The following is a 26,213-nucleotide window of genomic DNA, read 5'->3' on the forward strand; positions in this document are numbered from 1 at the left end:
CGAGAACCACCCACACTTATTTGAACCTACCAAATCTTTAAAGGGACATTGAAATGCGTTGGTTATACGTTGTTAGTCTATTTATTTTAAGCTTAAGCACATCGGTCAATGCGTCGGTTTATTCGTCGGCGCTACTCAATGAAGCCAATAATTTGGTTGAGATCGATCCGAGCCAAGCAAAACAAATGGCCAACAGCTACCTAACGCTGCGTGTCCTTTCTGATCAACGCGAGAAAAGCCCTTCAGCTATTTCTCGCGAAGAGACAGACTCCTCGATTCGAACACCAAACAGCAGTATCGATGCGTATAAGATCTTAGCCAAAGCGGAATACAACCTTGGCAATATGCGTATTGCGATTCAGCACATCGACAAAGCCTCCGAGCTAGCGCAAACCTATAAGCTTGATTACCTAAAAATAGATCTTCAGATCCTAAAAGTTCGCTTACTTTGGCTGAGTGATAGAAAATCAGCCAAAGCAAAATCAGAGCTCACTAACATTGAAACAAATCTAGAGTCGGTGAATAAAACCTTACGCTTAACGGAAGGCATTACCTATCGCTTGATCATGTTGAAAGCCGACATCGCCTCTTACGACAACAAGATCGATGAAGCCGAAAAGTTCTATCAAGAAGCCAAAACCTATCTCGATCAACGTTACTCTGAAAAAGTCACCATCGACTACCATATCTCCGTCGGCGAGTTTTATCTGACTCACAAAGAGTACAACCACGCGTTATCCGAGTTGTTGTATGGCTACTGGAAATCAGTAGAGGGCAATCTAAGTTCACGTTTGGCCAAGGTCAACCGCCTACTTGCGCAGCTTTTCTTTGAGCGCCAAGTGTTGGATAAAGCGTTAGAACACCTATCTCAAGCCGCTGATTTCTATGACAACTTTGAAAACTCGCCTGTCTTAGCACAAGTGCTTAAGAAAATGGGGGATGTGTACTTCTATCAAGGGAAATATAACCTTGCCTTGGTACACTTCTTCAACGTTCTTGATCACGAAAGCACTGACCGAGATATCCACCAAGTCATTGATATCCGACTAAGTCTATCGGCGACTTACCTACGTCTGTATAACTACCCTCTAGCAGAACAGTACCTGACCCGTGCCCTTGAGCTGCTCGAATATACCGACATTCCAAAGCTGGAAGGTCGAGCTGCGCTGCTATCGGCAGGGTTGGCATATCACCTACAAGAAAGCGAAGACGTGATAAAGCATGCGACACGTGCACTTGAGATCTCTCGTCAGATAGAGAACATGCGCCTTTCACAACGCTCGTACTACTTACTCTCTTTAGGTTATGAGCAGGCAGGTCGCCCACAGCAAGCGTTGGCAAACCTTAAGCAGTACAACAGCCTTGTCTCTCTAGAGCAGCAAAAACTCAACCGTGTTGGCGAAGACGCGTTCCGTCAACAGAAAGAATTTGCCGAACAAACCCTGCACTACGCAGGCCAAGCGCAAGAGCTAGAAAAGTACAAACTAGAGCATCGCAAGTTCCAAAAAATATCGTTCGCCCTATTCCTGTTCAGCATTGTCTTGTTCTTCTTTGTTCTGCGCCGTGGCTATCTCATTCAAACCTTAGCCAAAGAAGTGGACTCACTGCGCACCGACCTATTTACGCACTCACGTTCAAAGCTTCCGAACTTAAGAATGCTCAATGCGAAGCTCTCTAACTCGCTGGAACAAACCAGCCAGACCTTCGAACAGTGGCAACTTGGCGAATTGATTCATGAGCCACTCAACGACCGCTTACGCTTCGTGATGATTGATTTACCGTTCTTACGCAATATGTACACGCAGAACGGTTACAAAGCCGGTCTAGAACTGGAAGACGCTTTCGGTGAATTCCTAAAATCTAAGCTTGAAGGCCCAGCTCGTGTCTACCACTTCTCGGATGCGAACCTGCTTTATATCGAGCCAAACGCGGACCGTGATTTGTCGCCGGAAGCCATGTTCAGAAAGATTCAATCTTGGGTGAATGACTTCGAAACAGAGCGAAACATCAACCGAACGGTCCGTATGGGTATCGCTGACTACCCATTCTTGCCACGTGCTTACACCGCAATTAACGATCAAGAGCTGCTCGACGTATTGTTGATGTCGACCAATCTAGCTCGTGAGATCAGTCTCAAAGAGCGCAGTAGCCAATGGGTCTATCTAAAAGCTATCGATAATGCACCGGCAGCGAGCCTTGCAACTGGTAACATAAGAGAAGCGTGTAAACATGCGATTAATCAAGGGTTAATAAAAATACAATCCTCGTACCAGAATGAGGACAACATCAAAAAAATGCTAAAAGATGACTGATTTGCGAGCGGTTAAGAGCAGCAAGTCGTGACCTTATTTTTAGTTTTGTTATTATCGATGTAACGGAATTTCATCAAAATGATCGAGATCGGTCTACGCGGCGCTAATAAATACATCTATGGGCATTCTTGAAAAAGACATTCAGGCGCAACTCCACCAGCTGAAATCTCAGTTGGAGCAGGTTCGTTTGACGCAAAGAGACACCTCGTTCAAGTTTATTAGAGAACAGAAAGTTCTAAAGCGTATCGTCACATCTTTAAGTGACGCATGTGTTGGCAGTAACAGCCATTTAGATGAAAACCTCATTGCCCTTAGGGAAGAGCTAGAAAAGCAAAAAGACATTAGCTCAATGATCCCAAAGCTGGCAGTATTAGAAAGGATGCTTAAGCAGAAAACGTTGGCTATGGATAAACAGAACGGGTATCTGGACGATAGCATTAAGCACAGTGGGGAAACGCTGCAGCGCATAACTGGCCTTCCAGCACAGCTCAAACGCGACCTACGAAACTTACTTAGCTTCTCCGAATGCAATGGCAGTCAGAAAGTCGACCACGCCATGAAACTTCTCGGTATTTATGAGCGTGCCATAAAGATTATGGCGAATAACTCACGCACCCATTTTGCTGACGCTGCGCACTCTCCGGAACAAGAGCTCCTTTCCGACCTATCAAACGAACTACAACATCTGATCACTGAACTCGACTTCGAGGGTGAATCGGGTGATCTGCTTACCGATATTCGAGCGAAGCTGCTGCTTGGTGTTTCCACACAAAACCTACTTGAGCTAACACTTCAGATCCTCAAACTGGTTATTGAAGGCACCAACCTAGAACGTAAGAAGTCTGAACAATTCATCGATCAGCTTAATTCTTCTTTAGCGTCCAGCATCAAAACGGCAGACCAAAATGCCGACCAGAGCCAGAGCTACTTTGAGCACCGACAAGGTCTAAACTCTGAGTTAAATGAACTAGTCACTAGAAGCCAAAGCTCGGTAGATAAAGCGAAAGATATTGATAGTTTAAAGCTGTCGATTAATCCGCTACTCAGTGAAATCGCCTCTCTTTCGGAAAGGCTGAACCACGCAGAGCAAAAAGAACAAGCTCTGATAGAGAGAATGAGTTACGGAAAGACTCAGTTAGATTCACTCTATGAAGTGACGCAAGATTACCGTAAGCGCTTGGAAGATCAGGCTCAGCGTATGCTGCTTGATCCTCTAACCAAGGTTTACAATCGCACTGCCTTTACTGATCGCTTAGAGCTTGAGTATCGCCGCTGGATCCGCGCACAACACTCACTGCGCGTAGTACTTCTGGACATCGACAACTTCAAAGCCATTAACGATAGCTTTGGTTATACCGCCGGCGATAAAGCGCTTAAGATCATCGCAAGAACCATCACCAAAGAAGCAGGCACGACCGATACTGTGGCGCGTTTTTCAGGTGAAGAATTTGTCTTACTATTGCCAGAGCAAACCGATGAATATTGTCACCAAGTGATTCAAAACATTCAAACTCAAGTAAGCCGCTTACCCTTTAAGTTCCGTGACCAACAAATCACGATTACTTTATGCGCGGCAAGTACTCAGTTTAAAGAGTCAGATACACCTGAAGAAGTGTTAGAGCGACTCAATACAACACTAAATAAAGCAAAACAACGCGGTAATAACCAACTTGTTTGGCACTAGGCCAGCCCTAGATTTAATTTATTTCATTTTTTCAAATACTTATCACATACCATTTCCCTCAATGTTTGCTAAGCTAATGATTAACATTCGCTTAACAAGCATTCTTGGCAAGCAACGCTGTCGTATCCGTTTCGTCTGGTTAGCTCTCCCCCACCTTTAACCAAACACTTTCAACGTTTGCTTCTCACTCTCGAGCCAGAGGGTCACTTCAACGTCCTCTGCTCTTTTCAACAAGGAGGCACTATGATCACTCATATCAGCCCTGCCGGTAGCATGGATTTACTCTCTCAACTTGAGGTTGAGCGTCTTAAGAAAACCGCGTCTAGTGATCTATACCAACTGTATCGTAACTGTACGTTAGCGGTACTCAACTCAGGTAGCCACACCGACAACTCCAAAGAGCTACTCGACAAGTATCAATCGTTTGATGTTGAGGTAGTGCGACGTGAGCGTGGTATCAAACTCGAGCTGAGCAACCCACCAGAGCATGCCTTTGTCGATGGTGAGATCATCAAGGGTATCCAAGAACACCTATTTTCAGTGCTGCGTGACATTGTTTACGTCAACATGCACCTCGCAGATAACCAAAGGCTCAACCTGACTAATGCCACTCACATTACCAACCTCGTATTTGGTATTCTGAGGAATGCAGGCGCACTTACGCCGGGCATCGAGCCTAACCTGATTGTATGTTGGGGTGGTCACTCTATTAATGCCAGCGAATACCAATACACTCGTGAAGTCGGTAATGAGCTCGGCCTCCGTGAACTGAATATCTGTACCGGTTGTGGACCGGGTGCAATGGAAGGCCCAATGAAAGGGGCTGCCATTGGTCACGCGAAGCAGCGTTACACCGATCATCGTTATCTTGGGCTTACCGAGCCTTCGATCATTGCGGCTGAGCCACCAAACCCAATCGTCAACGAACTGGTGATCATGCCAGATATTGAGAAGCGTCTTGAGGCGTTTGTTCGTATGGCACATGGCATCATCATTTTCCCAGGCGGCCCCGGCACGGCCGAAGAGCTGCTGTACATCTTAGGGATCATGATGCACCCGAATAACGCCGAACAGCCAATGCCGATTGTGTTAACGGGCTCGAAAGAGAGTGAGGCTTACTTCCGCTCAATCGATAAGTTCATTGGGGAAACTCTAGGGCCTGATGCTCAGAAACATTACGAGATCGTGATTGATGACCCAGCACGCGCTGCGAAAATCATGAAACAAGCGATGCCAGATGTGCGTTCTCACCGTAAAGAGACCGGTGATGCCTACAGCTACAACTGGTCACTGCATATTGAGCCTGAGTTCCAACTGCCATTCGACCCAACACACGAATCTATGGCGGCGCTTGATCTTCATATGGACCAAAAAACAGAAAGCCTAGCCGCTAATTTACGTAAAGCGTTCTCAGGCATTGTGGCTGGTAACGTCAAAGCAGAGGGTATTCTGGAGATCGAGAAGCACGGCCCATTCCTAATTGATGGCGACAAAGAGCTAATGACCAAGATGGACCAACTGCTGAATGACTTTGTTGAGCAACATCGAATGAAGTTACCGGGAGGGACCGACTACGTGCCTTGCTATAAAATCGCCTCACGTGATTAAGGCGTTTACGTTACCAACGTTTCAACTCACCAAGTGATACGTTACTATAAGGGGCTAGCAGCCCCTTTTTTATTGCCTATTTAGTGGAAACTTATGTCTATCCATCTTGTTATTATCGATGCCTTAAACCTCATCCGACGCGTGCACTCTGTTCAGCCGGATCCAACCGATATAGCAAGAACCATTACCACCACAATTCGCACTCTCAATAAGATTCTGAATGAATCAAAGCCCACCCACATCATCGCGGTATTTGATCACCATTTACAAGACCGTGGCTGGCGCGCAGATGTGCTTCCTGCTTATAAGCAGAATCGTAAACCGATGCCAGAACCATTGATGAAAGGCCTTGATGCTATTCAACAAGCTTGGTGGGAGTTAGGCATTGATTCACTGCTGTCTGATGGCGATGAAGCGGATGATCTCGTCGCAACACTGGCAAAGAAAGTGGCTGACCACGGAGAAACCGTCACCATCGTCTCGACGGATAAGGGCTACTGCCAACTGTTGTCACCAACGCTTCAGATCCGAGATTACTTCCAGCACCGCTGGTTAGATAAACCCTTTATCGAAGCTGAGTTTGGCGTTAAACCTGAACAACTGGCAGATTACTGGGGATTAACGGGCGTAAGCTCAAGCCAAGTACCGGGCATCCCAGGTATCGGGCCAAAAGCAGCCAAAGAGATATTGACCACTTACCCAGATATCGAAGCGGCCTATCAAGCAGAAGATCTGCCGAAAAAATATCGTAAGAAGTTCGACGAACACATCGAATCCGCTCGTGTATGTAAGCAAGTATCGGCACTCAAAACCGATATTGATTTAGGGTTCAACCTGCAAGATATTCGTTACGAAGCAAACGCTTAAGTCGCTGTGACTCGATAATATTGATACAAAAAATGCCCCTTAAAGGAGCATTTTTTATCACTGACACACTAACGTAAATATTAGTGCGGTGAGATGTTTGAAAGCGCCTGAATGTGGACCGTGATCTCTTCGCGATCGTGGTAAAGGTGCTTAGCCTGCATCTTGAACTTCACTTTGTTCTCAATCAGGAACACTTTTAGGTTCTCGATATCTTGCAGTACTTCATCGTAACGGCCTTTCATAGGCAGTTTAAGGTTGAACAGTGCTTCTTTCGCCCAGCCTTTGATGATCCACTCACCCATAAGGTGAGCAACACGAGCTGGCTTCTCAACCATGTCACAGATAATCCAAGTTACGTTCTTACGGTCTGGTTCAAACTTAAAGCCATCCACCATGTGGTGCTTAATTTGACCTGTTTCCATTAGGCTGTCTGCCATCATGCCGTTATCAACACAGTGAACGAACATCGAGCGCTTAACCAATTGGTAAGTCCAACCACCTGGACATGCACCTAAATCAACACCCCACATACCTGGAGCCAAACGCTCGTCCCACTCATCACGAGGGATGAATACGTGGAATGCTTCTTCTAGCTTCAATGTAGAACGGCTTGGCGCATCTGATGGGAACTTCAGACGAGGGATACCCATAAAGAACTGGGAGTTGTTCGTTGGGTAAGAGTAACCAACAAAACAGTGGCCCGGAGCGATGAAGCATAAATGAAGCACAGGCTTCTTAGCGTTATCTTTCGCTGTCATCAGGCCTTTACCACGCATCGCTTGACGCATCGGCACGGTAAATTTACGGCAGAACTTCAAAAGCTCTTTTGCTTCGTTAGTATCTGGCGTTTCAATACGGATATCACCACAACGAGGGAAACCTTCTTTCTCAGAAAGCGCCTCAAGAATTGGAGAAATACGGTCATCGGTTGGCAGGTCTTTAATTTCAACAGCCACTGCCAACATTTGACGAGCAAAGATCAGTGATTGGAAATCGATCTCTTTGATCAACTTGTCCGCTTCACCTGCTTGGTAACATTCAAACAATACAAAACCTGTATTGTTCTTTAGGCGAGGAAAACCAAACACTTCCAGTTGTGTTGCCTTGTCTTGAATTTCGCCAGCACATTCTTTTTCAAAACCAGAGCGACAATAAAGTAGTACGTGTTTCACTGAGTTACCTCTTTTATATTCAAAGCAGCGAAGGAGAAGACTCCCCAACCAATGATAAATAGTAGACCACCAAACGGAGTGATAGGGCCAAACCATTTTATTCCTGTCAGTGCCAAGCCATAAAGGCTGCCACTAAAACAAAGGATGCCGATGATAAAGCAAATTGCCGCAATGAAAAAATATTTTTGTGATTTAGCGCCAAGTTTCATCTGCAGCAGAGCGCCACACGCCAATATCGCTAGAGTATGGATAAATTGGTACTGAACACCCGTCTCAAACACGCCTAGCAGATATTCAGACAAGATAGCTTTCAAACCGTGAGCTGCAAAGGCGCCAAGCATCACAGCAACCGCACCAGAGATACCTGCAAAAGTGAGTAAATACTTACTTCTCATTAAGCACCTCTTTGATAAACGCCGATAGTTTCTCAACGGTTAACGCTATGTTCTGCTGTTCGGTGTAGCCAGAGCTCTTACGAGGCTTAAAGCTGTGATCGCCATCAGGAATAAACTCAACACGAATCGAATCCGACAGGTCGAAATCAGCAAACTCTTCTCGCTTACCAAAGGTATCACGTTCACCCTGCAGAATAAGACACGGCTTTGCTAACTCAGCCAAGTGCTCACCTTTGTATTTCTCTGGTTTGCCTGGCGGATGAAAAGGAAAGCCTAAACAGGCCATTGCAGCCACCTTATCAACTTCAGACAAATGGCTCGCCATACGTCCTCCCATCGACTTACCGCCAATCACAAGCTTATCGGCATCAACCTGCTCAATAATCTCTTGATAGGCTTCAAGTAGCTTAGGCGCTCTGTCAGGTGGACGACGCTTACCATCTTCAGCACGTTTAATCATGTAAGGGAAGTTGAAACGAATCACTCGTATCCCTTTAAAGGCTAACCCTTTGGCTACCGACTGCATGAACTCATGCTCCATGCCTGCGCCAGCACCATGGGCAAAGATAAAGGTGATGGGATTGTCTTCACCATCAATGATGACGTTATTCATCGAGTAAGTCCTCTTGTTCACTTTGCGCTTTCGCTAGCATCCAGTCGCGGAAGGTAGCAATACGACCCATGTCGGCTTGTTTCTCATGACAAACCACATAGAAGGCGTTCTTACTCACCAACACTTCATCAAAAGGCGCAATCAAACGACCCGCTTCGATTTCAGGCTGCGCCAACACGTTGTTACCCAGAGCAATGCCCTGGCCGTGAGCCGCTGCCTGCAGCACCATGGTTGAGTGACTGAAGATAGGGCCGTGATTAACGTTTACCCCATCGATGCCATTTTGCTTAGCAAACTGTTTCCAATCCTTTCGAGATGTATCATGCAGTAGCGTATGACATGCCAAATCACTGAGAGATTCTAAAGGTTTAGCTCCTAGCAGCACGGAAGGTGAGCAAAGAGGGATCAAGTATTCTTGGTAAAGCTTATCGGCTCTAAGCCCCGACCAATTACCTCGGCCATAATAGATAGCGACGTCTACATCATCGGTTAGCGAGCCTTCATCCATATCAACGGCTTTGATTCTTACATCAATATCAGGCTCTTGCTGATTAAAGTCAGCGAGCCTTGGTACCAACCATTGAATAGCAAAACTCGGCGGTAAACTGATGGTCAATGCGCCCTTCTCACTTCGCTCCAGCACTTTGTCTGTCGCTTCTGCTAGTGATGTGAAAATATCTTTGATATCTAAGAAGTAGCTTTGACCTTCTTCAGTTAGCAGCAAAGAGCGGTTTCTTCGGCGAAACAGCTTCAAAGATAAGAATTCTTCAAGCGCTTTGATCTGATGACTGACTGCCGCTTGAGTAACAAACAACTCTTCTGCAGCACGCGTAAAACTCAAGTGTCGAGCTGCAGCTTCAAACACTCTTAGCGAGTTTAATGGGGGTAATCGACGAGACATAGTTACTCTCTAAATAAGCATTAGTTTTTTTTATCTGAAACATTATAATTTGTCCATTGCCTAGCAGCCAGAGAAATTCTATATTTCATCCCGCAGCAGCTAGCCTGAACGGCTTGATTCTCTCTAGAATCAATTGGCTTAGCTCCTGCGATGTTGTGTTTGCAAACTCGTTCTTTTCGAGTTGGGTAGAGTTCTACCAAATGTTTTGTTGCAGTTTATACTGAAACGAGGCATGTACTTCCTGTATTTATTTTGACCTGTCTGTCAAATTTGTTTACACCGCCTTATGGGCGGTGTTTTTTTATGTGCAAAGAAATGTAACAACAAGTTTATCAATAGCTGTGCTAATTAATCTTTATTATTTTTCATCGCCAATCACAGAATCAGACACCCACTCAAATAATCAACTGAACACATACAAATAGCACCATTGAGTTGCACTAAAAAGTAACAGAATACTTCAAGATACTCACACTTCTTCGGTACTTATAAACCCGTTTAGAGCTTACTCTTTCTATCAATCAAAAATTTTAAAGCTGAGCATGACGATAGCACGCCCAAACTCACGCCTCTGTCTGACTACTGTAAATCATTCACAATAGAAAATAAAAAAGCCGCTTACTTTTCAGTAAGCGGCTTGGCAAAATAATTAACGCTTGGTCAACACACCACTATGGGCGGTAAACCTTAACGTTGTGGAAGCCTTGCTCTTGCAAGTAAAGCGCTTGCAGACGACTCATGACACCACGGTCACAGTACAACAAGTACTCTTTCGATTGGTCTAGGTCACCAAACTGAGTGGAAAGCTTGAAGAACGGGATGTGTTTGATTTCAACACCATCGATCTCTAGCGGGCTTTCATCTTCTTCGTCTGGGCTACGGATATCAAGAACGATAGCGTGCTCAGCAACAGCTTGAACTTGTTCAACTTCAGGCGCTTGCTCTTGGCTCTCTTTCTCGATGTCACGGATATCCATAACACGAGCGTTCTCGATCACTTGATCCAGCACTTCAAAGTTAAACTTAGCTTCTTCTGCTTCCAGTTTGCCTTTCTTCGCTTTCACTGTTGGCTTCTTAGAAATAACACCACAGTACTCAGGCATTACCTTAGCGAAGTCTTCAGTACCGATGATACGAGAAAGGTCGATGATGTCTTCTTTATCCCAGTTGATAAGCGGACGAAGAATCAAAGTATCTGTCACGTTGTCGATGTGACGCAGGTTAGTTAGCGTTTGGCTTGATACCTGACCTAGTGCTTCACCAGTAACCAACGCTTCGATCTTGAACTTGTCTGCAACCATACCACCAGCACGCATGAACATACGCTTAAGAACAACGCCCATTTGGCCGTCTTCTACGTTCTCAAGGATTTCAGCAACCACAGGTTCAAAGTCTACAGAAATGAACTTCACCTTTGCAGATGAGCCGTATTTATTCCATAGGTAGTGAGCCACTTGTTTAACACCAATCTCGTGCGCTGGGCCACCAAGGTTGAAGAAACAGTAGTGAACCTTAGAGCCGCGTTTGATGTGCAGGTAGCTTGAAACACCAGAATCAAAGCCGCCAGAGATCAAGCTCAGTAGATCTTCTTGAGTACCAAGAGGGAAGCCACCGAGGCCTTTGTGACGAGCTAGAACTTGGTTTAGCTTGTCGTTAGCCACTTCAACCTTAACGGTTACATCAGGGTTCTTAAGTCGAACTTTCGCTGACTCAACTGCTTGGTTTAGACCGCCGCCTACGTAGCGCTCAAGTTCAATAGAGGTAAAGTCATGCTTACCACGACGCTTAGCACGTACAGAGAAAGTCTTGCCTTCAATGTCAGCACGGCTGCGTTCTAGTACTTGCTCGTAAATATCGTGCAAGTCTTTGAATTCAGACTGTTGAACTTCAAGAGAGTGGTGAATACCTGGAGTGTGAGTCAGAGCCTCTAACACTTCTGCGTAGTACTGGTCACTCTCAGACGTCACTTCAATATGATCGCGACGGTTGAATACCGCAACACTTTCACAGCGACGTTGAATAACGTTACGAATGTTGCACTCTAGAATCCTTGTGAAGCGCTTACGCACCGATTCACTTTTTACAAAAATTTCCGGATGGGGCTTAACAATAAATTTCATAGTACTTTCACAACATTAATGTTCAAAATTTTGAAAACGCTCATCGCCAAATAAATTAGAGAATTTACACAGCACTTGAAGCAAGAATAGATCATATCTAAATCTAAGGGCGCGAATTATACATGAGAAAGTGAAGCAAGGAAAAGAGTGCTTGCTGTAACACCATCATTAAACCGCTTGTTATTAACAGTAGCAGGTTTCGAAACGACATAAATGCCGCAGAGAGAACCATTGAAGACCAGCAAACAAAAAGCCCAACCTCATTATAAGGTTGGGCTTTCGATGCTATCTGCATGTTACCGTGTGTACACGTATCGGCTATTCATTAATAACAGGCACTTCGTCACTGTAAAGCGGCTCGCCCTGCATGATGCTGATTTCAACGCGGCGGTTGAGGCTACGTTGCCATTCAGTATCGTTCGGCTCGACTGGCTCGGTATCCGCCATGCCGCGTACTCTCAAGCGTTGATGAGAGAAACCACGCACCTTTTCCATCTCTTGAGCAACAGACACTGCTCGCTGTGATGACAAGTCCCAATTAGATCGATAAAGCTCGGAATCAAGACGTTGATTATCGGTGTGCCCTGAGATTCGAACGATACCCGGAACATCTTTCACCAACTCAGCAACCTGTCTCACCAAAGGTCGGAACTTAGGCTGTAGGAAAGCAGAACCCGATGGGAATGCACCCTTCTCACGAATTCGAATCACAATCTGCTGGCCAAGGTTTTCAACTTCAATCGCGCCTTGGTCTATCTCTCGTTCCAACGCCTTCTTGATGCTTTCCATCAAGGTTTCCATCTCTTGAGATTGAGCTTCGGCTTGCTGTTGCTGTTGGTCTGACTCAGAGTTTTGATTGTCGTGAGTCGATACCTCTGGCGACTTGCCTCCGGTCATCTTGCCTTGGTCACGCATGGTACCGCCAGCGCGCTCAGATTCACCTTCATGAAATTCCAGCGTCTGCTGAGTGATATCTATCGTTTGCTGCATGATCACATCAATTGGCGTTGGCTCTGGGCGACCAGGGCGAAACTCTTGTGCAATGATGCTGGTCCCTTTCGGGATGTCTTTGACTTCTAGGCGGTTCTGCACACCAAATGCGAACTTCATCGAGCCAGCGATCTGCTTAAACTTCAGTACATCCATCTCAGAGAATGAGAGTAGAAGTACGAAGAAACACATCAGCAGTGACATCAAGTCAGCAAATGTCCCCATCCATTGAGGCAATCCCGGAGGAGGACATTTACATGGATTTTCTTCATCCATCTTCAACTCCTCTTACGCAGGTTCACCATCAATCGTACGCTTACCTTCGTTTAGGTAGCTCTTCAGGTAACCATCGATTACTCGTGGGTTCTGACCATCTTGAATCGCGAGTACGCCATCCATAACCAAACGACGGTTGAGTGTCTCTTGGTCACGACGCAGCGCAAGCTTGTCGGCAATTGGGAAGAACACCATGTTCGAAAGAATCGCACCATATAGGGTGGTTAAAAGTGCCACCGCCATCGCAGGGCCGATCGCTTTTGGATCATCCATGTTAGAAAGCATGGCAACCAAGCCAACCAAGGTACCAATCATACCCATCGCGGGTGCTACATCACCAAATGCAGAGAACACCTTCGCGCCCTGCTCATGACGCTCTGTGGTTAATGCGATGTCTTTTTGCAGTGCAGCACGAACTACATCTCCATCATGGCCATCCACCAAAAGATCGATGCCCTTTTGCATGAAACTGTTGTTAATTTCCATCTCTTCCAGTGCTAAAAAACCACCTTTACGAGCCGCATCAGCCATCTCTACAACTTTCGCAATAAGATCTTCAGGCTCATCCGCTTTAAACATAAAAGCTTTGCCTGCGATTTTAGTCGCACCAAAGAACTGTCCCATGGTGAACTTCATTAGAACAACAAAGGTTGAGCCCCCAACTACGATCAAAATGGATGTCGTGTCATAGAACATCCCGAGGCTTCCACCTAGGATCATTGCCATAATTACAAAGGCAAATCCACCAATCAAACCTATTAGGGTTGCTAAATCCACTGAGCACTCCTCATGCTTTTTTGTAGCTCTATGTCGACGATAATCTTTGTATCGGCAAGACTATAAGATCTTTTAGTAAATTCTTGGCCTAAGTATCACACTTTTCGTTTTTGAATCCCAACTATTGGCTTACTTTGCTCTTATACGTAGCGCATAAACTCGATAAAGCTAAGGTTATTCAAGCAAAGTGCGTTCAAGCCTCTTAAAAACGAACTTTCTAGCAAAATTTCTTGGTTACATTTGACCATCTCAGCGGCCTAGGGTAACGTTCGTTCATCTTTCCAAACGCAGATTTATTATGGCTACTAAGAAACCTGAAAATATGAGCTTTGAAGCAGCAATCGAAGAGCTTGATGGCTTGGTTGATCAACTAGAAAATGGTGATCTAGCTTTAGATGATGCGCTGAAAAAGTTCGAACGAGGCATCTCCCTCGCTCGTGCCGGTCAAAGCAAACTAAACGATGCTGAACAGCGTGTTAGCATCCTACTGCAAAATGATGAAAATGCAGAACTTAGTGACTTTAACCCACAACCAGAATAACGAATTGTATGAGATCCCCTATGATCGAGACTTTATTGTCTTATCAAGCACGTAATAACGAGCAACTGAACCTTTGGCTTGATCGCCTGCCACACCAAAATCAGAACCTTATCAACGCGATGCGTTATGGGTTACTTTTAGGCGGCAAACGCGCACGTCCATTTCTTGTCTACATTACAGGGGAAATGCTCGGCTGTACCGCTGAAGAACTCGACACTCCAGCTTCTGCAATCGAATGTATTCATGCCTATTCTCTGATTCACGACGACCTTCCAGCAATGGATGACGATGAACTTCGTCGTGGCCATCAGACTTGTCACATCAAATACGATGAAGCAACGGCAATTTTAACTGGCGATGCCCTACAAACTCTCGCGTTTACTATACTTGCGGAAGGCACATTAAGTGCTGACGGGGAAAGCAATCGCGTTCGAATGATTCAACGCCTAGCTGAAGCGTCTGGTGCACAAGGTATGTGCATTGGACAAGCTCTTGATATTGAAGCTGAAAACCGCTCTGTCACGCTAGAAGAGTTAGAAGAAGTTCACCGTAACAAGACTGGCGCTCTAATGAAGAGTGCGATTCGTTTAGGTGCTCTGGCTGCTGGCGAAAAAGCGTTTGAAGTGATGCCTCAATTAGATAAGTACGCCGATGCAATCGGGTTAGCCTTCCAAGTTCAGGATGATATTTTAGATATCATTAGCGATACCGAAACTTTGGGTAAACCACAGGGCTCTGACCAAGATTTGAACAAAAGCACCTACCCTTCTTTGTTAGGTTTAGAGGGCGCTCAAGAAAAAGCGCAAACTCTGCTACAGGAAGCGCTTCAAGCTTTGGCTGCAATCCCATACAATACCCAGTCACTCGAAGAGTTCGCCCGATACGTCATCGAGCGCAAGAACTAAGACAATAAGCGCGCATTACCTATGACTCTTGATATATCAAAGTACCCAACTCTTGCTTTGGCTGATAAGCCAGAGGATTTGCGTCTACTTCCAAAAGAGACGCTGACACAGCTTTGTGATGAATTACGTACCTACCTTCTTAACTCAGTGAGCCAGTCAAGTGGTCACTTAGCGTCAGGCTTAGGTACAGTAGAGCTGACTGTTGCTCTGCACTATGTGTACAACACGCCTTTTGACCAGTTGGTTTGGGATGTTGGCCACCAAGCATACCCGCACAAAATTCTTACAGGTCGTCGCGACCGCTTGTCGACTATCCGTCAAAAAGATGGACTGCACCCATTCCCATGGCGTCAAGAGAGCGAATACGACACCCTTTCTGTTGGTCACTCTTCAACGTCGATCAGTGCTGCACTTGGTATGGCTATCAGTGCGAAGAAAGAAGGCAAGAACCGTAAAGTCGTGAGTGTGATTGGTGATGGCGCGATTACTGCGGGTATGGCATTTGAAGCCATGAACCACGCGGGCGATATTCACAATGACATGCTGGTTATCCTGAACGATAACGAGATGTCGATCTCTGAAAACGTAGGTGCGCTAAACAACCACCTAGCTCAAGTTCTTTCTGGCAGTCTTTACACGTCAATTCGTGAGGGCGGCAAGAAAGTGCTATCAGGCGTTCCGCCGATTAAAGAGCTGGTTCGTCGTACAGAAGAACATCTAAAAGGCATGGTTGTCCCTGGCACCATGTTCGAAGAGTTAGGCTTTAACTACATTGGCCCAATTGATGGTCACGATGTCAATGAGCTGATTAAAACGCTTAAGAACATGAGAGACCTTAAAGGCCCTCAGTTCCTGCATATCATGACTAAGAAAGGCAAAGGCTACGAGCCAGCTGAGAAAGATCCAATCGGTTACCACGGCGTACCGAAATTCGATCCAGCACACTCAAGTCTACCTAAGAGCACCAGCTCTAAACCAACTTTCTCTAAGATTTTTGGCGACTTCCTGTGTGATATGGCCGCGCAAGATCCTAAGCTGATGGCGATCACGCCTGCAATGCGTGAAGGCTCTGGCATGGTGCGTTTCTCGAAAGAGTACCCAGAACAATACTTCGACGTAGCGATTGCTGAGCAGCATGCTGTGACGCTAGCAACCGGTATGGCGATTGCGGGTGATAAGCCGATAGTCGCTATCTACTCGACGTTCCTACAACGTGGCTACGATCAACTGATCCACGATGTGGCTATCATGGACTTACCTGTCATGTTCGCTATCGACCGTGCTGGTCTTGTCGGCGCTGATGGTCAAACACACCAAGGTGCGTTCGACTTAAGCTTTATGCGTTGTATTCCAAACATGGTGATCATGGCGCCAAGCGACGAAAACGAATGTCGCCAAATGCTTTACACCGGCCACCAGCACACAGGTCCAAGTGCCGTTCGTTACCCTCGCGGTAATGGTATGGGCACTGAGATACAAAGTGAATTTACCGCGCTTGAGATTGGTAAAGGTCGTATCGTTCGCGAAAGCGAAAAAGCAAAAGATGGCTCGAAAGTCGCTATCTTAAGCTTCGGTACTTTCCTTGAGAGTGTACTTCAAGCCGCTGACGCCATCGATGCGACAGTTGCAGATATGCGCTTTGTGAAACCGCTCGATGAAGCTCTGATCAAACAACTTGCTGCTGACCACGATATTCTGGTAACTATCGAAGAGAATGCGATTGCAGGTGGTGCGGGCGCAGGTGTGATTGAGTTCTTGATGCAAGAGAAACTGCTGATGCCAGTATTGAACCTTGGCCTACCAGACAAGTTCATTGCTCAAGGTACGCAAGGCGAACTGCATGAAGAGCTTGGTTTGGACGCGAAAGGCATTGAGAAGTCTATCACTGACTATCTTGCCAAGTAGCTTTAATACGTAAGCTCGTAAGCTCCGCAAACAAAAAAGGTTGGCCCTAGGGTCAACCTTTTTAGTATCTGCTAATTAGTTTGGTGTATCGCCAACTAAACCTTAGCCCTTCAGTTAACTCACACTAACCAACCAGCGAAATGTGCCACGGCATACAACGAAATAGCCGCCATAATACCCGCTACAATATCGTCAATCATGATACCTAAACCGCCGTGAATTCGTGCATCTAACCAACCAATCGGCCATGGTTTCACCATGTCAAAGAAGCGGAAAAGCACAAAACCAGTCAGCAGCCACTTCCAGTCATCAGCAGGGATATTCAACATAGGCACTAAGCTCATGGTGATCCAAAAGCCCGCGAACTCATCCCAAACGATAGAACCGTGGTCATGCACGCCCATATCGTCAGACGTTACTTGGCAGATCTTAATACCAATAATGCAGCTTACCACCACCACGGCAACGTAAGCAGGAAACGGTAACTGAACCAACAATAGGTACAACGGAATTGACGCAAGCGTGCCCATTGTGCCGGGAATAATAGGCGATAAGCCACTGCCAAAACCCGTTGCTAAGAAATGCCAAGGGTTTTTAAGAGAAATAAGAGAAAGTGGGTTTGTCATCAATTAACCTTAAAGTGATCGTAACCAGTTAAGTTCCAGCTTAGTGGTTCACCATTATTGTGTAATTCAAAATATTCTACAGGTCTTATCTGGCCAATGCAGGTGACTTTTGTACCTGTGTGTGACAAAGCACTTTCCAACGACCCTTTATTCTCTTCTGGTACAGTAAAGCACAGCTCGTACTCTTCACCACTCGTTAGCGCATACTGCCGAGCTGAAATGATATCAGGAGCGAACTGACGTAATTCTGCAGAGATAGGCAGCGTGCTTACATCAATACTCGCGCCAACTTGAGAACGCTTAAGGATATGTTTTAAATCAGCAATAACACCATCAGAGATATCAATCGCAGATGAAGCAAGGTTCACTAGCGCCTGACCCGCTAACACTCGTGGAGTGCTCACATAATGTCTCTCTTCTAGCTCAGCAGCATAGGGCTTCGCTTTGTTCTGCTCTGGGTTAAGTAGCACCTCTAGGCCAGCTTTACTGTCACCTAGGTTACCTGTTACGTAAATCCAGTCACCCACTTTCGCGCCATCTCTGCGCAGCGCTCGTCCTTCAGGAACAAAGCCCTGTACCGTCAGTGTCAGGCTTAGTGGACCTTTGGTTGTGTCGCCACCAATTAACTGAATACCAAAGTAGTCTGCGAGTTTAAAAAAGGAGTCACAGAAGGGAGCAAGCCATGCTTCATCGATTTCAGGCATGGTTAAAGCAAAAGACACCCAAGCAGGCGTCGCGCCCATTGCAGCAAGGTCACTGATATTGGAAGCCAACGCTTTGTGTGCCACCCAAGCCGGATTCGCCTCAGCTAAGAAATGGGTACCAGCCACTAAGGTGTCCGTGCTGATCGCTATCTCAACATTGCCCGGCGCTTTGACCAAAGCACAATCATCGCCAGCAGCTAGAAGAACGTCTTTACGTTGTGGTTGTCGATTTACAAAATATTTTTCAATCAGGTTAAATTCGCCAGACATCACATGCCCTATCTTTAGTCTCATAAAAATCGCCGTAATCATGGATATTACAGAAATTTAGTTACAAAAAAGGCCAGCATAAAAGCTGACCTTTAGATTCAATATACGAACGTCTTATTTCTTACGAACGTGCGGTGCAGCTTTATCAAGCACACCGTTAACAAACTTATGGCTGTCTTCTGCTGCAAATACTTTTGCAAGCTCGATAGCTTCGTTGATAACCACTTTGTATGGTACATCTTCGCGACGAGTCATCTCGTACATAGCTAAACGTAGAAGCGCTAGTTCCATCAGATCCAGATCTTGCATAGGGCGAGATACGAATGGACGAAGCTTGCTATCAAGTTCCATGTGGCTAAGAGCAACACCAGTTAGTAGGTCGCGGAAGTATGCAACGTCTGTTTCTGGCATAGCAAGAGCAGGCTCTGCAGCATGATGCTCTTCTTCATCATACTTACCACCAGATAAGAACTGTTCTTCAACGGTAGCAATATTTTCTTTAGTAATTTGCCAAGAATAAATTGCTTGTAGAGCAAATTGACGTGCGTTACGACGTGCGGCTGGTTTCACACTGGCCCCCATTAGGAATCGATTTCAGAAAGAACGTTGATCATCTCAAGTGCGCTAAGTGCTGCTTCTGCACCCTTATTACCAGCCTTGGTTCCTGCGCGTTCAATAGCTTGATCGATCGTATCAACAGTAAGAACACCAAACGCTACTGGAAGAGAATATTCCAGAGACACTTGTGCCAAACCTTTATTACATTCACTACAAACATAGTCAAAGTGAGGTGTACCGCCACGAATTACTGTACCAAGAGATACAATCGCATCGAACTTACCTGTTTTTGCAACGCGCTGCGCTACAAGTGGAAGTTCTACTGCACCAGGGCAACGAACAACAGTGATGTTGTCTTCGCTTACTTGTCCATGACGCTTTAAAGTATCGATTGCACCAGAAAGTAAACTTTCGTTAATAAAACTGTTGAAACGAGCAATAACGATAGCAATTTTTGCATTTGGCGCTGGGAAGCCACCCTCGATCACTTTCATAAGCCTTCCTTTAACTATTTTCATCAAGTGAGAATCGCCGGATTCTAGCACAAAACTGTGAGCAATATCTAATGGTAATTTAGAAGAACAGACACCGGCAATGTAAAGATGATAATGCAGCGCTGATCCCAAGCATATAGGAACAGCGAGTAACCAAGTTTGTGTGTTGAACACGTTTTGAGTCGGACTTGGCTACTTTGCTCTTTTGGCAAGATTTATCACCAAAAGAGCCACTGAAATCATCGGTAAATTATGTTGCTACAAACGGAGAAACGTCTGCTTGCTAACGCATGGTTTATTCGCAAACGTACTCAACAACGTTAAGGCCAAAACCACCCAATGCGTGGTAACGCTTAGTGCTTGAAGAAAGCAGACGCATATCGTGCACACCTAGATCTTGAAGAATCTGAGAACCGACACCAACACGACGCGAGGTACCCTGCTTCTTCGCCATAGTTGGCTGCTCGTTCTTGTCTTGCGCTTCGAATGTCTTCACTTTGTGAATCAAAGAATCAGACGACTCTTCGTTGCCAAGAATAACCAACACACCGCCTTCGTCGCCAATACGCTTCATCGCTTTATCTAGCGACCAGCTGCGTTCAGTACCACGGTCTGAATGAAGCAGATCGGTGAACGTGTCATGCAGGTGAACACGTACCAAAGGAGCACCTTCAGATAGGTCGCCTTTTTGCATCGCGTAGTGGATCTGGTTATCAATTGTATCGCGGTAAGTCACCAGCTCGAAATCACCAAACTCTGTTGGTAAATGGCATTGTGCTACACGCTCAATCGTTGTTTCTGTGTTGTTGCGGTATTCAATCAAGTCAGCAATCGTGCCTAGCTTGATGTCGTGTTTTTCAGCAAACACTTCAAGGTCAGGGCGACGAGCCATAGTACCGTCGTCGTTAAGGATCTCAACGATAACCGATGCTGGCTCGCAGCCTGCAAGACGTGCTAAATCACAACCTGCTTCTGTGTGTCCTGCGCGAGTCAGAACACCGCCATCTTGCGCTGTCAGTGGGAAAATATGACCAGGTTGAACAAGATCAGCCGCTTTCGCATCTTTCGCCACTGCCGCTTGAACCGTCACTGCACGGTCTGATGCAGAGATACCCGTTGTTACGCCCTCTGCCGCTTCAATCGAAACAGTAAAGTTAGTGGTGTACTGTGCGTTGTTATCTTGAACCATAGGCGCTAGACCCATGCGGTTTGAACGCTCTTTGGTTAGCGTCAGACAAATTAAACCACGACCGTACATCGCCATGAAGTTAATCGCTTCTGGCGTCACATGTTCTGCTGCCATGATCAGATCGCCTTCATTTTCGCGATCTTCATCATCCATCAGGATAACCATTTTTCCTAGGCGAATGTCTTCAATAATTTCTTGAGGAGTACTAATTGGCATTGTTCTATATCCTTTGAAATGGTTCTGCTTCCTAGAACCGACACTATTTAAACCTGATGATATTGCTTCGCTTTACAAAGTCTCGCTTAACGCACTTTGTATCAACGGTTAGGCAAAACCATTCTGCTGTAAGAATTCCATCGTTAATCGAGATTCAGGCTCAGATTCTTGTTGCTGACCTTGCAGTAAACGCTCCATGTAACGTGCTAATACATCAACTTCTAGATTCACTTTACGACCGACATTGAATTGGTCGATGGTGGTTTCTGAAGAAGTATGAGGAACGATAGTCAGCTTGAATGCGTTCTTACGTAAATCGTTCACAGTCAGGCTAATGCCATCAACTGTTACTGAGCCTTTTTGAGCAACGTATTTTGAGATTTCTGCTGGCATTTCTACCCAGAATTCAATCGCACGGCCAACTTGGTTACGTTCAACAATCTCACCCACGCCATCAACGTGACCAGACACTATATGTCCACCGAAACGCGTGGTTGGTAACATTGCTTTCTCAAGGTTAACTTTATCGCCCGCTTGGTAATCGACAAAACCCGTTTTTTTCAGGGTCTCAAGCGAAAGATCTGCACTGTAGCTGTGGTCGTTATATTCAACAACTGTCAAACACACACCATTGGTAGCGATACTGTCGCCTAACTTAACGTCAGCCATATCAAGCTTACCAACATTAACCGTTACGGTGATGTCTTCTCCGCGGGGAGTGATTGCACTCAATGTACCTACGGCTTCTACAATTCCTGTAAACATTTTAAAACTCTTTTTGTTGTCAACGACACGTATGCAGTTGGAGTAACTATTTCCACTGTGGTTTCGTTACTATCTGTTTCGAAATACGGGTTTCGCAACGATGCGAATATCCACACCAACCTGTCGAACATCTTTAATTTCTAGGTCAATAACGTCAGACATTGAAGTGAGCCCTAATGCACCCATCAAACCTCGTCCGTCACTGCCCATAAGTTTAGGTGCTAAATAAAGGATTAGCTCATCCACCAGCTGCTCTTCAATCAAGCTTTTTGCCAATGTTGCGCCCGCTTCGACCCAAATATGGTCGATATGATTGGCAGGTAATTGACGCATCAGATCGTGCAAATCGAGCTGACCTGCATCTGTGGTTGCGACTTCAATATCAGCAGATGCTTCGGCAACTCTCAACACCGATGTTGGAGTCTGGAATAACTTGAGTTCAGGACGCAGTTGGTTTTGACGATCAAGAATCACGCGAATCGGCTGACGCAGCTCGTCTTCAGCGTAATGACCTTTGATACTGCTTGGCAACTCTGCCCAACGAACATTCAACGACGCGTTGTCTTCAATCACCGTCTGGCTAGTTGACAACACAGCGCCTGATTTTGCTCGGTAGTTCTGAACATCACGACGTGCTTCTGGCGATGTGACCCACTGGCTTTGGCCATTTTCCAATGCCGTTTGCCCATCAAGGCTAGCGGCCATCTTTAACTGAACGAATGGCATGCCAGTTTGCATACGCTTGATAAATGCAGGGTTCAAGTCGAGAGCGTCTTGCTCTAGCAAACCGATTTCAACCTCAATACCCGCATCGCGTAGCATTTTGATACCACGACCTGCGACTTTTGGGTTTGGGTCCTGCATGGCACAAATCACTTTGGCTACTTGAGCCTTAATCAAACCTTCAGCACAAGGCGGCGTTCGACCGTAATGAGAACAAGGCTCTAGCGTGACATAAGCCGTCGCACCTTTTGCTTTGTCGCCTGCCATTCGCATGGCATGTACTTCAGCATGAGGTTCGCCCGCTTTGGCATGAAAACCTTCACCAACGATCTGACCGTCGGTTTGTACAATGACACAACCCACATTAGGGTTTGGCGCAGTAGTGTAAATGCCGCGTTTTGCTAACTGAATAGCACGCGACATCATTTGAAAATCTAGGGGAGTAAAGTTTGACATGATTGAGGAGTTAATCCTCTAATTTAGCGATTTCTTCGCCAAACTCTCGGATGTCTTCAAAGCTGCGGTAAACAGAGGCAAAACGAATGTACGCCACTTTATCCAATTCTTTCAATTGGCCCATCACAAGATTACCAATCATCTCGCTTGGTACTTCACGCTCACCAGTTGCACGGAGTTGTGACTTAATCGTACTGATCGCAAGTTCAATCGCGTCAGCACTCACTGGGCGTTTTTCTAGGGCGCGCTGTACACCACCCACCATTTTATCTTCATTAAATGGTTCGCGGTTTCCATTCGACTTTATGACTTTAGGCATCACAAGTTCTGCCGATTCGAACGTAGTAAAACGTTCACTACATGCAAGGCATTGACGGCGACGACGAACCTGATGGCCATCGGCTACCAGTCTTGAATCGATTACTTTAGTGTCGTTCTCTGAACAAAAAGGACAATGCATATCACCTCCAAATAATTGAATATCAGTGTAACGGAATTGCCAAACGTTAGGAAAGAAAAAGGGCCAATTAAGGCCCTTTTGTGTGGTGATTCATTGATTATTGCTACTCGACCGCCATTTCAAAAATGAGCTGAGGAGTAAAATTAACGACCAGCGTTAACCGCGGACTAAATAGTTCGCTTTACCTACCCATTTGTAGCTTGTCAGCTCTTCTAAGCCCATTGGGCCGCGAGCATGCAATTTCTGAGTAGACACGGCAACTTCAGCACCTAAACCAAACTGTGCTCCATCAGTGAAACGTGTTGATGCATTCACATAAACCGCTGCAGAACCAACAGAGTTAATGAAACGCTCTGAGCTCTCTAAGCTATTGGTCATGATCGCATCTGAATGACTCGCGTTGTGTACACGCATGTGGTCAATCGCTTCTGCCACATCCGCTACCACTTTCACGCCTAGCGTGTAGCTTAGCCATTCAGTGTCAAAGTCGCCTTCAACCGCATCACGTTGGTCTTCAAAACCCGCTAGCAGCGATTTTGCACTGGTATCAGCAACTAAGGTTACCTTGCCGGCTAAACGCTGTTTCAGCTTAATTAGGAAAGCTTCAGCAACCGCTTCATGCACTAGCAATGTATCTAATGAGTTACACGCTGATGGGCGCTGAACTTTAGAGTTTTCGACCACATCGACAGATTTATCAAGATCAGCGCTTTCATCAACGAAGATATGGCTGATACCAAAGCCGCCGATGATAACTGGAATGGTGCTGTTCTCTTTACACATCTTGTGTAAGCCAGCTCCGCCACGAGGAATGATCATATCCACGTAGTCATCCAGTTTAAGCAGTTGAGAAACGAGTTCACGATCAGGCTTCTCGATGTACTGAACAGAAGCCGCAGGAAGTTCCGCTTTCTCTAATGCAGACTGGATAACTTTAACCAGTTCCATGTTCGAGAAGAACGTCTCTTTACCACCACGCAGGATACTTGCGTTACCTGTCTTCAGACACAGAGCTGCAATATCGATGGTTACGTTCGGACGCGCTTCGTAGATAACACCCACCACACCAAGTGGCACACGGCGGCGAGACAGTGACATACCGTTTTCTAGTACCTTACTGTCGATTTCGCTGCCTACAGGGTCGTTAAGGCTAATCACGTTACGAACATCATTCGCAATGCCGGTTAAGCGCTCTTCATTAAGAAGTAGACGATCAAGCAGTGCGTCAGTTAAACCCGCTTCGCGACCTAATTCGATGTCTTTCGCGTTCGCTTCTAAAATCGTTGCTGCGTTTGCTTCTAGCTCATCAGCGATAATCGCCAATGCTTTATTCTTTTGCGCCGTTGATGCGGTCGCTAGGTGGAAAGCAGCGTCTTTTGCTGCGATACCCATGTTAGTTAAATCCACGTTTAACTCTCCCTAAATTCTGTCTGTCTTTGGATGCAAAAAGGCGATTCGCCTTATCATCACGAGCTACTCTTGAATCACAACTAGGTCGTCACGGTGAATGACTTCTGACCCATAATCGTATCCAAGGATGTCGCCAATATCTTTACTGTGCTTGCCTGCAATTTTTGCTAGGTCTTGGCTTGAATAACTGGCGATACCACGCGCAATTACTTTGCCTTTACTGTCTGTGACTTGGGTAACTTCACCACGAGAGAATTCGCCTTTAACTCGAACAACCCCTTTCGCCAACAAGCTGCTGCCTTTGGTGTTGACTGCGTTTACTGCGCCGTCGTCAACCACGATGTCACCTGCTGAAGCAGGGCCCGCTAAAATCCAGCGTTTACGGTTTTCAAGCGCTTCAGCTAAAGGCAAGAAACGTGTGCCTTGTGGGTTATCACTCAGTGAATCAAACACCACATTTTCAGCACTGCCCGCAGCAATAATCACTTCGATGCCTGCGCGACGAGCAATATCAGCCGCCTGCAGTTTTGTTGCCATACCGCCGGTACCTAATGTCGTACCGCTGCCGCCTGCGATCTTACGCAGCGTGTCATCAATGGTTTTCACTTCTTTGATGAGCTCAGCATTTGGGTCTTTACGAGGGTCAGCTGTAAACAGGCCTTTTTGGTCTGTTAGTAGCAAAAGCTTATCAGCACCGCACAAAATACCCACTAAGGCCGACAAGTTATCATTGTCGCCCACTTTAATTTCGTTGGTTGCTACTGCGTCGTTTTCGTTTACTACCGGAATAATATCGTGTTCAACCAGTGCGTTGATCGTGTCACGTGCATTAAGAAAACGCTCGCGATCATCGAGATCAGCACGAGTCAGTAGCATCTGGCCAATCTTAAGGCCATAGATAGCAAACAAAGACTCCCAAACTTGAATCAACTGGCTTTGCCCAACTGCCGCAAGCAACTGTTTGCTCGCCATTGAGTTGGGAAGTGCGGGGTAACCAAGGTGCTCACGTCCTGCTGCAATTGCGCCAGACGAAACCATAACCACAGAGTGGCCTTGTTTTTTTAATTCAGCACATTGACGAACCAGCTCAACCATATGAGCGCGGTCTAATGCCAATGTTCCACCAGTTAAGACACTGGTACCCAGTTTAACAACGACAGTTTTACGCTGTGTTGTTGTCCCGCTTTGATGATTTGTTGTCATGAAGTCTTTTATGGATAAAACAAATAAGAGGTGATGTTTTAGCAATCAAAAGGGGAATTCACAAGCAGAAAAG

General features: G+C 45.9%; 24 protein-coding genes. 7 read left to right on the forward strand and 17 right to left on the reverse strand.

Features of this window, described 5'->3' with window-relative positions; translation table 11 throughout:
• Positions 1–53: 53 nt before the first annotated feature.
• From AB4351_RS09190 to xni, 4 genes are all read left to right on the forward strand, one after another.
• The gene (locus AB4351_RS09190; protein WP_372125693.1) at positions 54–2,312 is read left to right on the forward strand and encodes a tetratricopeptide repeat protein; all 2,259 of its coding nucleotides are present in this window, start codon (positions 54–56) and stop codon (positions 2,310–2,312) included.
• A gap of 118 nt (positions 2,313–2,430) precedes the next feature.
• On the forward strand, positions 2,431–3,996 hold the full coding sequence (locus tag AB4351_RS09195; RefSeq protein WP_081229491.1) for a GGDEF domain-containing protein: 1,566 nt from the start codon (positions 2,431–2,433) through the stop codon (positions 3,994–3,996).
• A gap of 243 nt (positions 3,997–4,239) precedes the next feature.
• Complete coding sequence (gene ppnN / locus AB4351_RS09200; RefSeq protein WP_017070492.1) at positions 4,240–5,604, forward strand: nucleotide 5'-monophosphate nucleosidase PpnN; 1,365 nt, start codon at positions 4,240–4,242, stop codon at positions 5,602–5,604.
• Between the two features lie 93 nt (positions 5,605–5,697).
• Positions 5,698–6,471 carry a flap endonuclease Xni gene (gene xni, locus AB4351_RS09205; protein ID WP_017069498.1) on the forward strand — a complete coding sequence of 258 codons (774 nt, stop codon included), beginning with the start codon at positions 5,698–5,700 and terminating at the stop codon, positions 6,469–6,471.
• Between the two features lie 80 nt (positions 6,472–6,551).
• Here xni and rlmM read toward each other — a convergent pair whose 3' ends face one another.
• From rlmM to pomA, 7 genes are all read right to left on the reverse strand, one after another.
• Positions 6,552–7,643: a 23S rRNA (cytidine(2498)-2'-O)-methyltransferase RlmM gene (gene rlmM, locus AB4351_RS09210; RefSeq protein WP_017070491.1), complete on the reverse strand. Its 1,092-nt coding sequence runs from the start codon at positions 7,641–7,643 to the stop codon at positions 6,552–6,554.
• Positions 7,640–8,038, reverse strand: coding sequence for a DUF423 domain-containing protein (locus AB4351_RS09215; RefSeq protein ID WP_102319950.1), 399 nt, complete (start codon positions 8,036–8,038; stop codon positions 7,640–7,642). Before AB4351_RS09215 ends, rlmM begins: the two co-directional genes overlap by 4 nt.
• Positions 8,028–8,651 carry an alpha/beta fold hydrolase gene (locus tag AB4351_RS09220; RefSeq protein ID WP_172379926.1) on the reverse strand — a complete coding sequence of 208 codons (624 nt, stop codon included), beginning with the start codon at positions 8,649–8,651 and terminating at the stop codon, positions 8,028–8,030. The genes AB4351_RS09215 and AB4351_RS09220 overlap by 11 nt, the downstream gene beginning before the upstream one ends.
• A complete protein-coding gene (locus AB4351_RS09225) occupies positions 8,644–9,552 on the reverse strand; it encodes a transcriptional regulator GcvA (RefSeq protein WP_017063339.1) in 909 nt (302 codons plus the stop codon). The genes AB4351_RS09220 and AB4351_RS09225 overlap by 8 nt, the downstream gene beginning before the upstream one ends.
• Before the next feature lie 671 nt (positions 9,553–10,223).
• The gene (gene thiI / locus AB4351_RS09230; RefSeq protein WP_372125695.1) at positions 10,224–11,672 is read right to left on the reverse strand and encodes a tRNA uracil 4-sulfurtransferase ThiI; all 1,449 of its coding nucleotides are present in this window, start codon (positions 11,670–11,672) and stop codon (positions 10,224–10,226) included.
• A gap of 318 nt (positions 11,673–11,990) precedes the next feature.
• Positions 11,991–12,938, reverse strand: a complete 948-nt coding sequence (locus tag AB4351_RS09235; protein WP_017060777.1) for a flagellar motor protein MotB — start codon at positions 12,936–12,938, stop codon at positions 11,991–11,993.
• 12 nt (positions 12,939–12,950) lie between these two features.
• Positions 12,951–13,715 (reverse strand): flagellar motor protein PomA, encoded by a 765-nt coding sequence (pomA, locus tag AB4351_RS09240; protein ID WP_017060778.1) that lies wholly within the window; start codon positions 13,713–13,715, stop codon positions 12,951–12,953.
• Between the two features lie 298 nt (positions 13,716–14,013).
• Here pomA and xseB point away from each other — a divergent pair, with 298 nt between their 5' ends.
• The 3 genes from xseB to dxs are packed head-to-tail and all read left to right on the forward strand — an operon-like array spanning position 14,014 to position 17,066.
• Entirely contained in the window at positions 14,014–14,256 is a 243-nt protein-coding gene (xseB, locus tag AB4351_RS09245) for an exodeoxyribonuclease VII small subunit (protein ID WP_004734405.1), read from the forward strand.
• Positions 14,257–14,276: 20 nt separating this feature from the next.
• Positions 14,277–15,161, forward strand: coding sequence for a (2E,6E)-farnesyl diphosphate synthase (gene ispA / locus AB4351_RS09250; protein ID WP_004734404.1), 885 nt, complete (start codon positions 14,277–14,279; stop codon positions 15,159–15,161).
• A gap of 21 nt (positions 15,162–15,182) precedes the next feature.
• Positions 15,183–17,066 (forward strand): 1-deoxy-D-xylulose-5-phosphate synthase, encoded by a 1,884-nt coding sequence (dxs, locus tag AB4351_RS09255; protein ID WP_372125697.1) that lies wholly within the window; start codon positions 15,183–15,185, stop codon positions 17,064–17,066.
• A gap of 119 nt (positions 17,067–17,185) precedes the next feature.
• Here the strand turns inward: dxs and pgpA are convergent, their stop codons facing one another.
• The 10 genes from pgpA to proB form a co-directional block, all read right to left on the reverse strand.
• A complete protein-coding gene (gene pgpA, locus AB4351_RS09260) occupies positions 17,186–17,692 on the reverse strand; it encodes a phosphatidylglycerophosphatase A (RefSeq protein WP_017060782.1) in 507 nt (168 codons plus the stop codon).
• Positions 17,692–18,666, reverse strand: coding sequence for a thiamine-phosphate kinase (gene thiL, locus AB4351_RS09265; protein WP_372125750.1), 975 nt, complete (start codon positions 18,664–18,666; stop codon positions 17,692–17,694). The genes pgpA and thiL overlap by 1 nt, the downstream gene beginning before the upstream one ends.
• A gap of 114 nt (positions 18,667–18,780) precedes the next feature.
• Entirely contained in the window at positions 18,781–19,248 is a 468-nt protein-coding gene (gene nusB / locus AB4351_RS09270; protein ID WP_004734399.1) for a transcription antitermination factor NusB, read from the reverse strand.
• A complete protein-coding gene (ribE, locus tag AB4351_RS09275) occupies positions 19,248–19,718 on the reverse strand; it encodes a 6,7-dimethyl-8-ribityllumazine synthase (RefSeq protein WP_004741508.1) in 471 nt (156 codons plus the stop codon). Before ribE ends, nusB begins: the two co-directional genes overlap by 1 nt.
• Before the next feature lie 295 nt (positions 19,719–20,013).
• Positions 20,014–21,123, reverse strand: coding sequence for a bifunctional 3,4-dihydroxy-2-butanone-4-phosphate synthase/GTP cyclohydrolase II (gene ribBA, locus AB4351_RS09280; RefSeq protein WP_017060784.1), 1,110 nt, complete (start codon positions 21,121–21,123; stop codon positions 20,014–20,016).
• 108 nt (positions 21,124–21,231) lie between these two features.
• Positions 21,232–21,888, reverse strand: coding sequence for a riboflavin synthase (locus AB4351_RS09285; RefSeq protein ID WP_010436361.1), 657 nt, complete (start codon positions 21,886–21,888; stop codon positions 21,232–21,234).
• Positions 21,889–21,957: 69 nt separating this feature from the next.
• On the reverse strand, positions 21,958–23,037 hold the full coding sequence (gene ribD, locus AB4351_RS09290) for a bifunctional diaminohydroxyphosphoribosylaminopyrimidine deaminase/5-amino-6-(5-phosphoribosylamino)uracil reductase RibD (RefSeq protein ID WP_372125698.1): 1,080 nt from the start codon (positions 23,035–23,037) through the stop codon (positions 21,958–21,960).
• Between the two features lie 40 nt (positions 23,038–23,077).
• The gene (nrdR, locus tag AB4351_RS09295; protein WP_004734394.1) at positions 23,078–23,527 is read right to left on the reverse strand and encodes a transcriptional regulator NrdR; all 450 of its coding nucleotides are present in this window, start codon (positions 23,525–23,527) and stop codon (positions 23,078–23,080) included.
• A gap of 156 nt (positions 23,528–23,683) precedes the next feature.
• Positions 23,684–24,934 (reverse strand): glutamate-5-semialdehyde dehydrogenase, encoded by a 1,251-nt coding sequence (locus AB4351_RS09300; protein WP_372125700.1) that lies wholly within the window; start codon positions 24,932–24,934, stop codon positions 23,684–23,686.
• Positions 24,935–25,000: 66 nt separating this feature from the next.
• Positions 25,001–26,185: a glutamate 5-kinase gene (proB, locus tag AB4351_RS09305; protein WP_012604650.1), complete on the reverse strand. Its 1,185-nt coding sequence runs from the start codon at positions 26,183–26,185 to the stop codon at positions 25,001–25,003.
• Between the last annotated feature and the right edge of the window lie 28 nt (positions 26,186–26,213).

This window comes from Vibrio sp. 10N.261.51.F11 (genome assembly GCF_041471665.1).
Taxonomy (GTDB): domain Bacteria; phylum Pseudomonadota; class Gammaproteobacteria; order Enterobacterales; family Vibrionaceae; genus Vibrio; species Vibrio crassostreae_C.

Coding starts and splice junctions, on each gene's coding strand:
- dxs (WP_372125697.1), top strand. CDS start 15,183: ATGACTCTTGATATATCAAAGTACCCAACTCTTGCTTTGGCTGATAAG.
- AB4351_RS09225 (WP_017063339.1), bottom strand. CDS start 9,552: ATGTCTCGTCGATTACCCCCATTAAACTCGCTAAGAGTGTTTGAAGCT.
- nrdR (WP_004734394.1), bottom strand. CDS start 23,527: ATGCATTGTCCTTTTTGTTCAGAGAACGACACTAAAGTAATCGATTCA.
- ribE (WP_004741508.1), bottom strand. CDS start 19,718: ATGAAAGTGATCGAGGGTGGCTTCCCAGCGCCAAATGCAAAAATTGCT.
- pgpA (WP_017060782.1), bottom strand. CDS start 17,692: ATGACAAACCCACTTTCTCTTATTTCTCTTAAAAACCCTTGGCATTTC.
- ribD (WP_372125698.1), bottom strand. CDS start 23,037: ATGATGTCGCGTGCTATTCAGTTAGCAAAACGCGGCATTTACACTACT.
- ribBA (WP_017060784.1), bottom strand. CDS start 21,123: ATGCCAATTAGTACTCCTCAAGAAATTATTGAAGACATTCGCCTAGGA.
- AB4351_RS09235 (WP_017060777.1), bottom strand. CDS start 12,938: ATGGATGAAGAAAATCCATGTAAATGTCCTCCTCCGGGATTGCCTCAA.
- xseB (WP_004734405.1), top strand. CDS start 14,014: ATGGCTACTAAGAAACCTGAAAATATGAGCTTTGAAGCAGCAATCGAA.
- thiI (WP_372125695.1), bottom strand. CDS start 11,672: ATGAAATTTATTGTTAAGCCCCATCCGGAAATTTTTGTAAAAAGTGAA.
- ppnN (WP_017070492.1), top strand. CDS start 4,240: ATGATCACTCATATCAGCCCTGCCGGTAGCATGGATTTACTCTCTCAA.
- AB4351_RS09285 (WP_010436361.1), bottom strand. CDS start 21,888: ATGTTTACAGGAATTGTAGAAGCCGTAGGTACATTGAGTGCAATCACT.
- AB4351_RS09220 (WP_172379926.1), bottom strand. CDS start 8,651: ATGAATAACGTCATCATTGATGGTGAAGACAATCCCATCACCTTTATC.
- ispA (WP_004734404.1), top strand. CDS start 14,277: ATGATCGAGACTTTATTGTCTTATCAAGCACGTAATAACGAGCAACTG.
- nusB (WP_004734399.1), bottom strand. CDS start 19,248: ATGGGGGCCAGTGTGAAACCAGCCGCACGTCGTAACGCACGTCAATTT.
- AB4351_RS09195 (WP_081229491.1), top strand. CDS start 2,431: ATGGGCATTCTTGAAAAAGACATTCAGGCGCAACTCCACCAGCTGAAA.
- AB4351_RS09190 (WP_372125693.1), top strand. CDS start 54: ATGCGTTGGTTATACGTTGTTAGTCTATTTATTTTAAGCTTAAGCACA.
- thiL (WP_372125750.1), bottom strand. CDS start 18,666: ATGTCTGGCGAATTTAACCTGATTGAAAAATATTTTGTAAATCGACAA.
- AB4351_RS09215 (WP_102319950.1), bottom strand. CDS start 8,038: ATGAGAAGTAAGTATTTACTCACTTTTGCAGGTATCTCTGGTGCGGTT.
- xni (WP_017069498.1), top strand. CDS start 5,698: ATGTCTATCCATCTTGTTATTATCGATGCCTTAAACCTCATCCGACGC.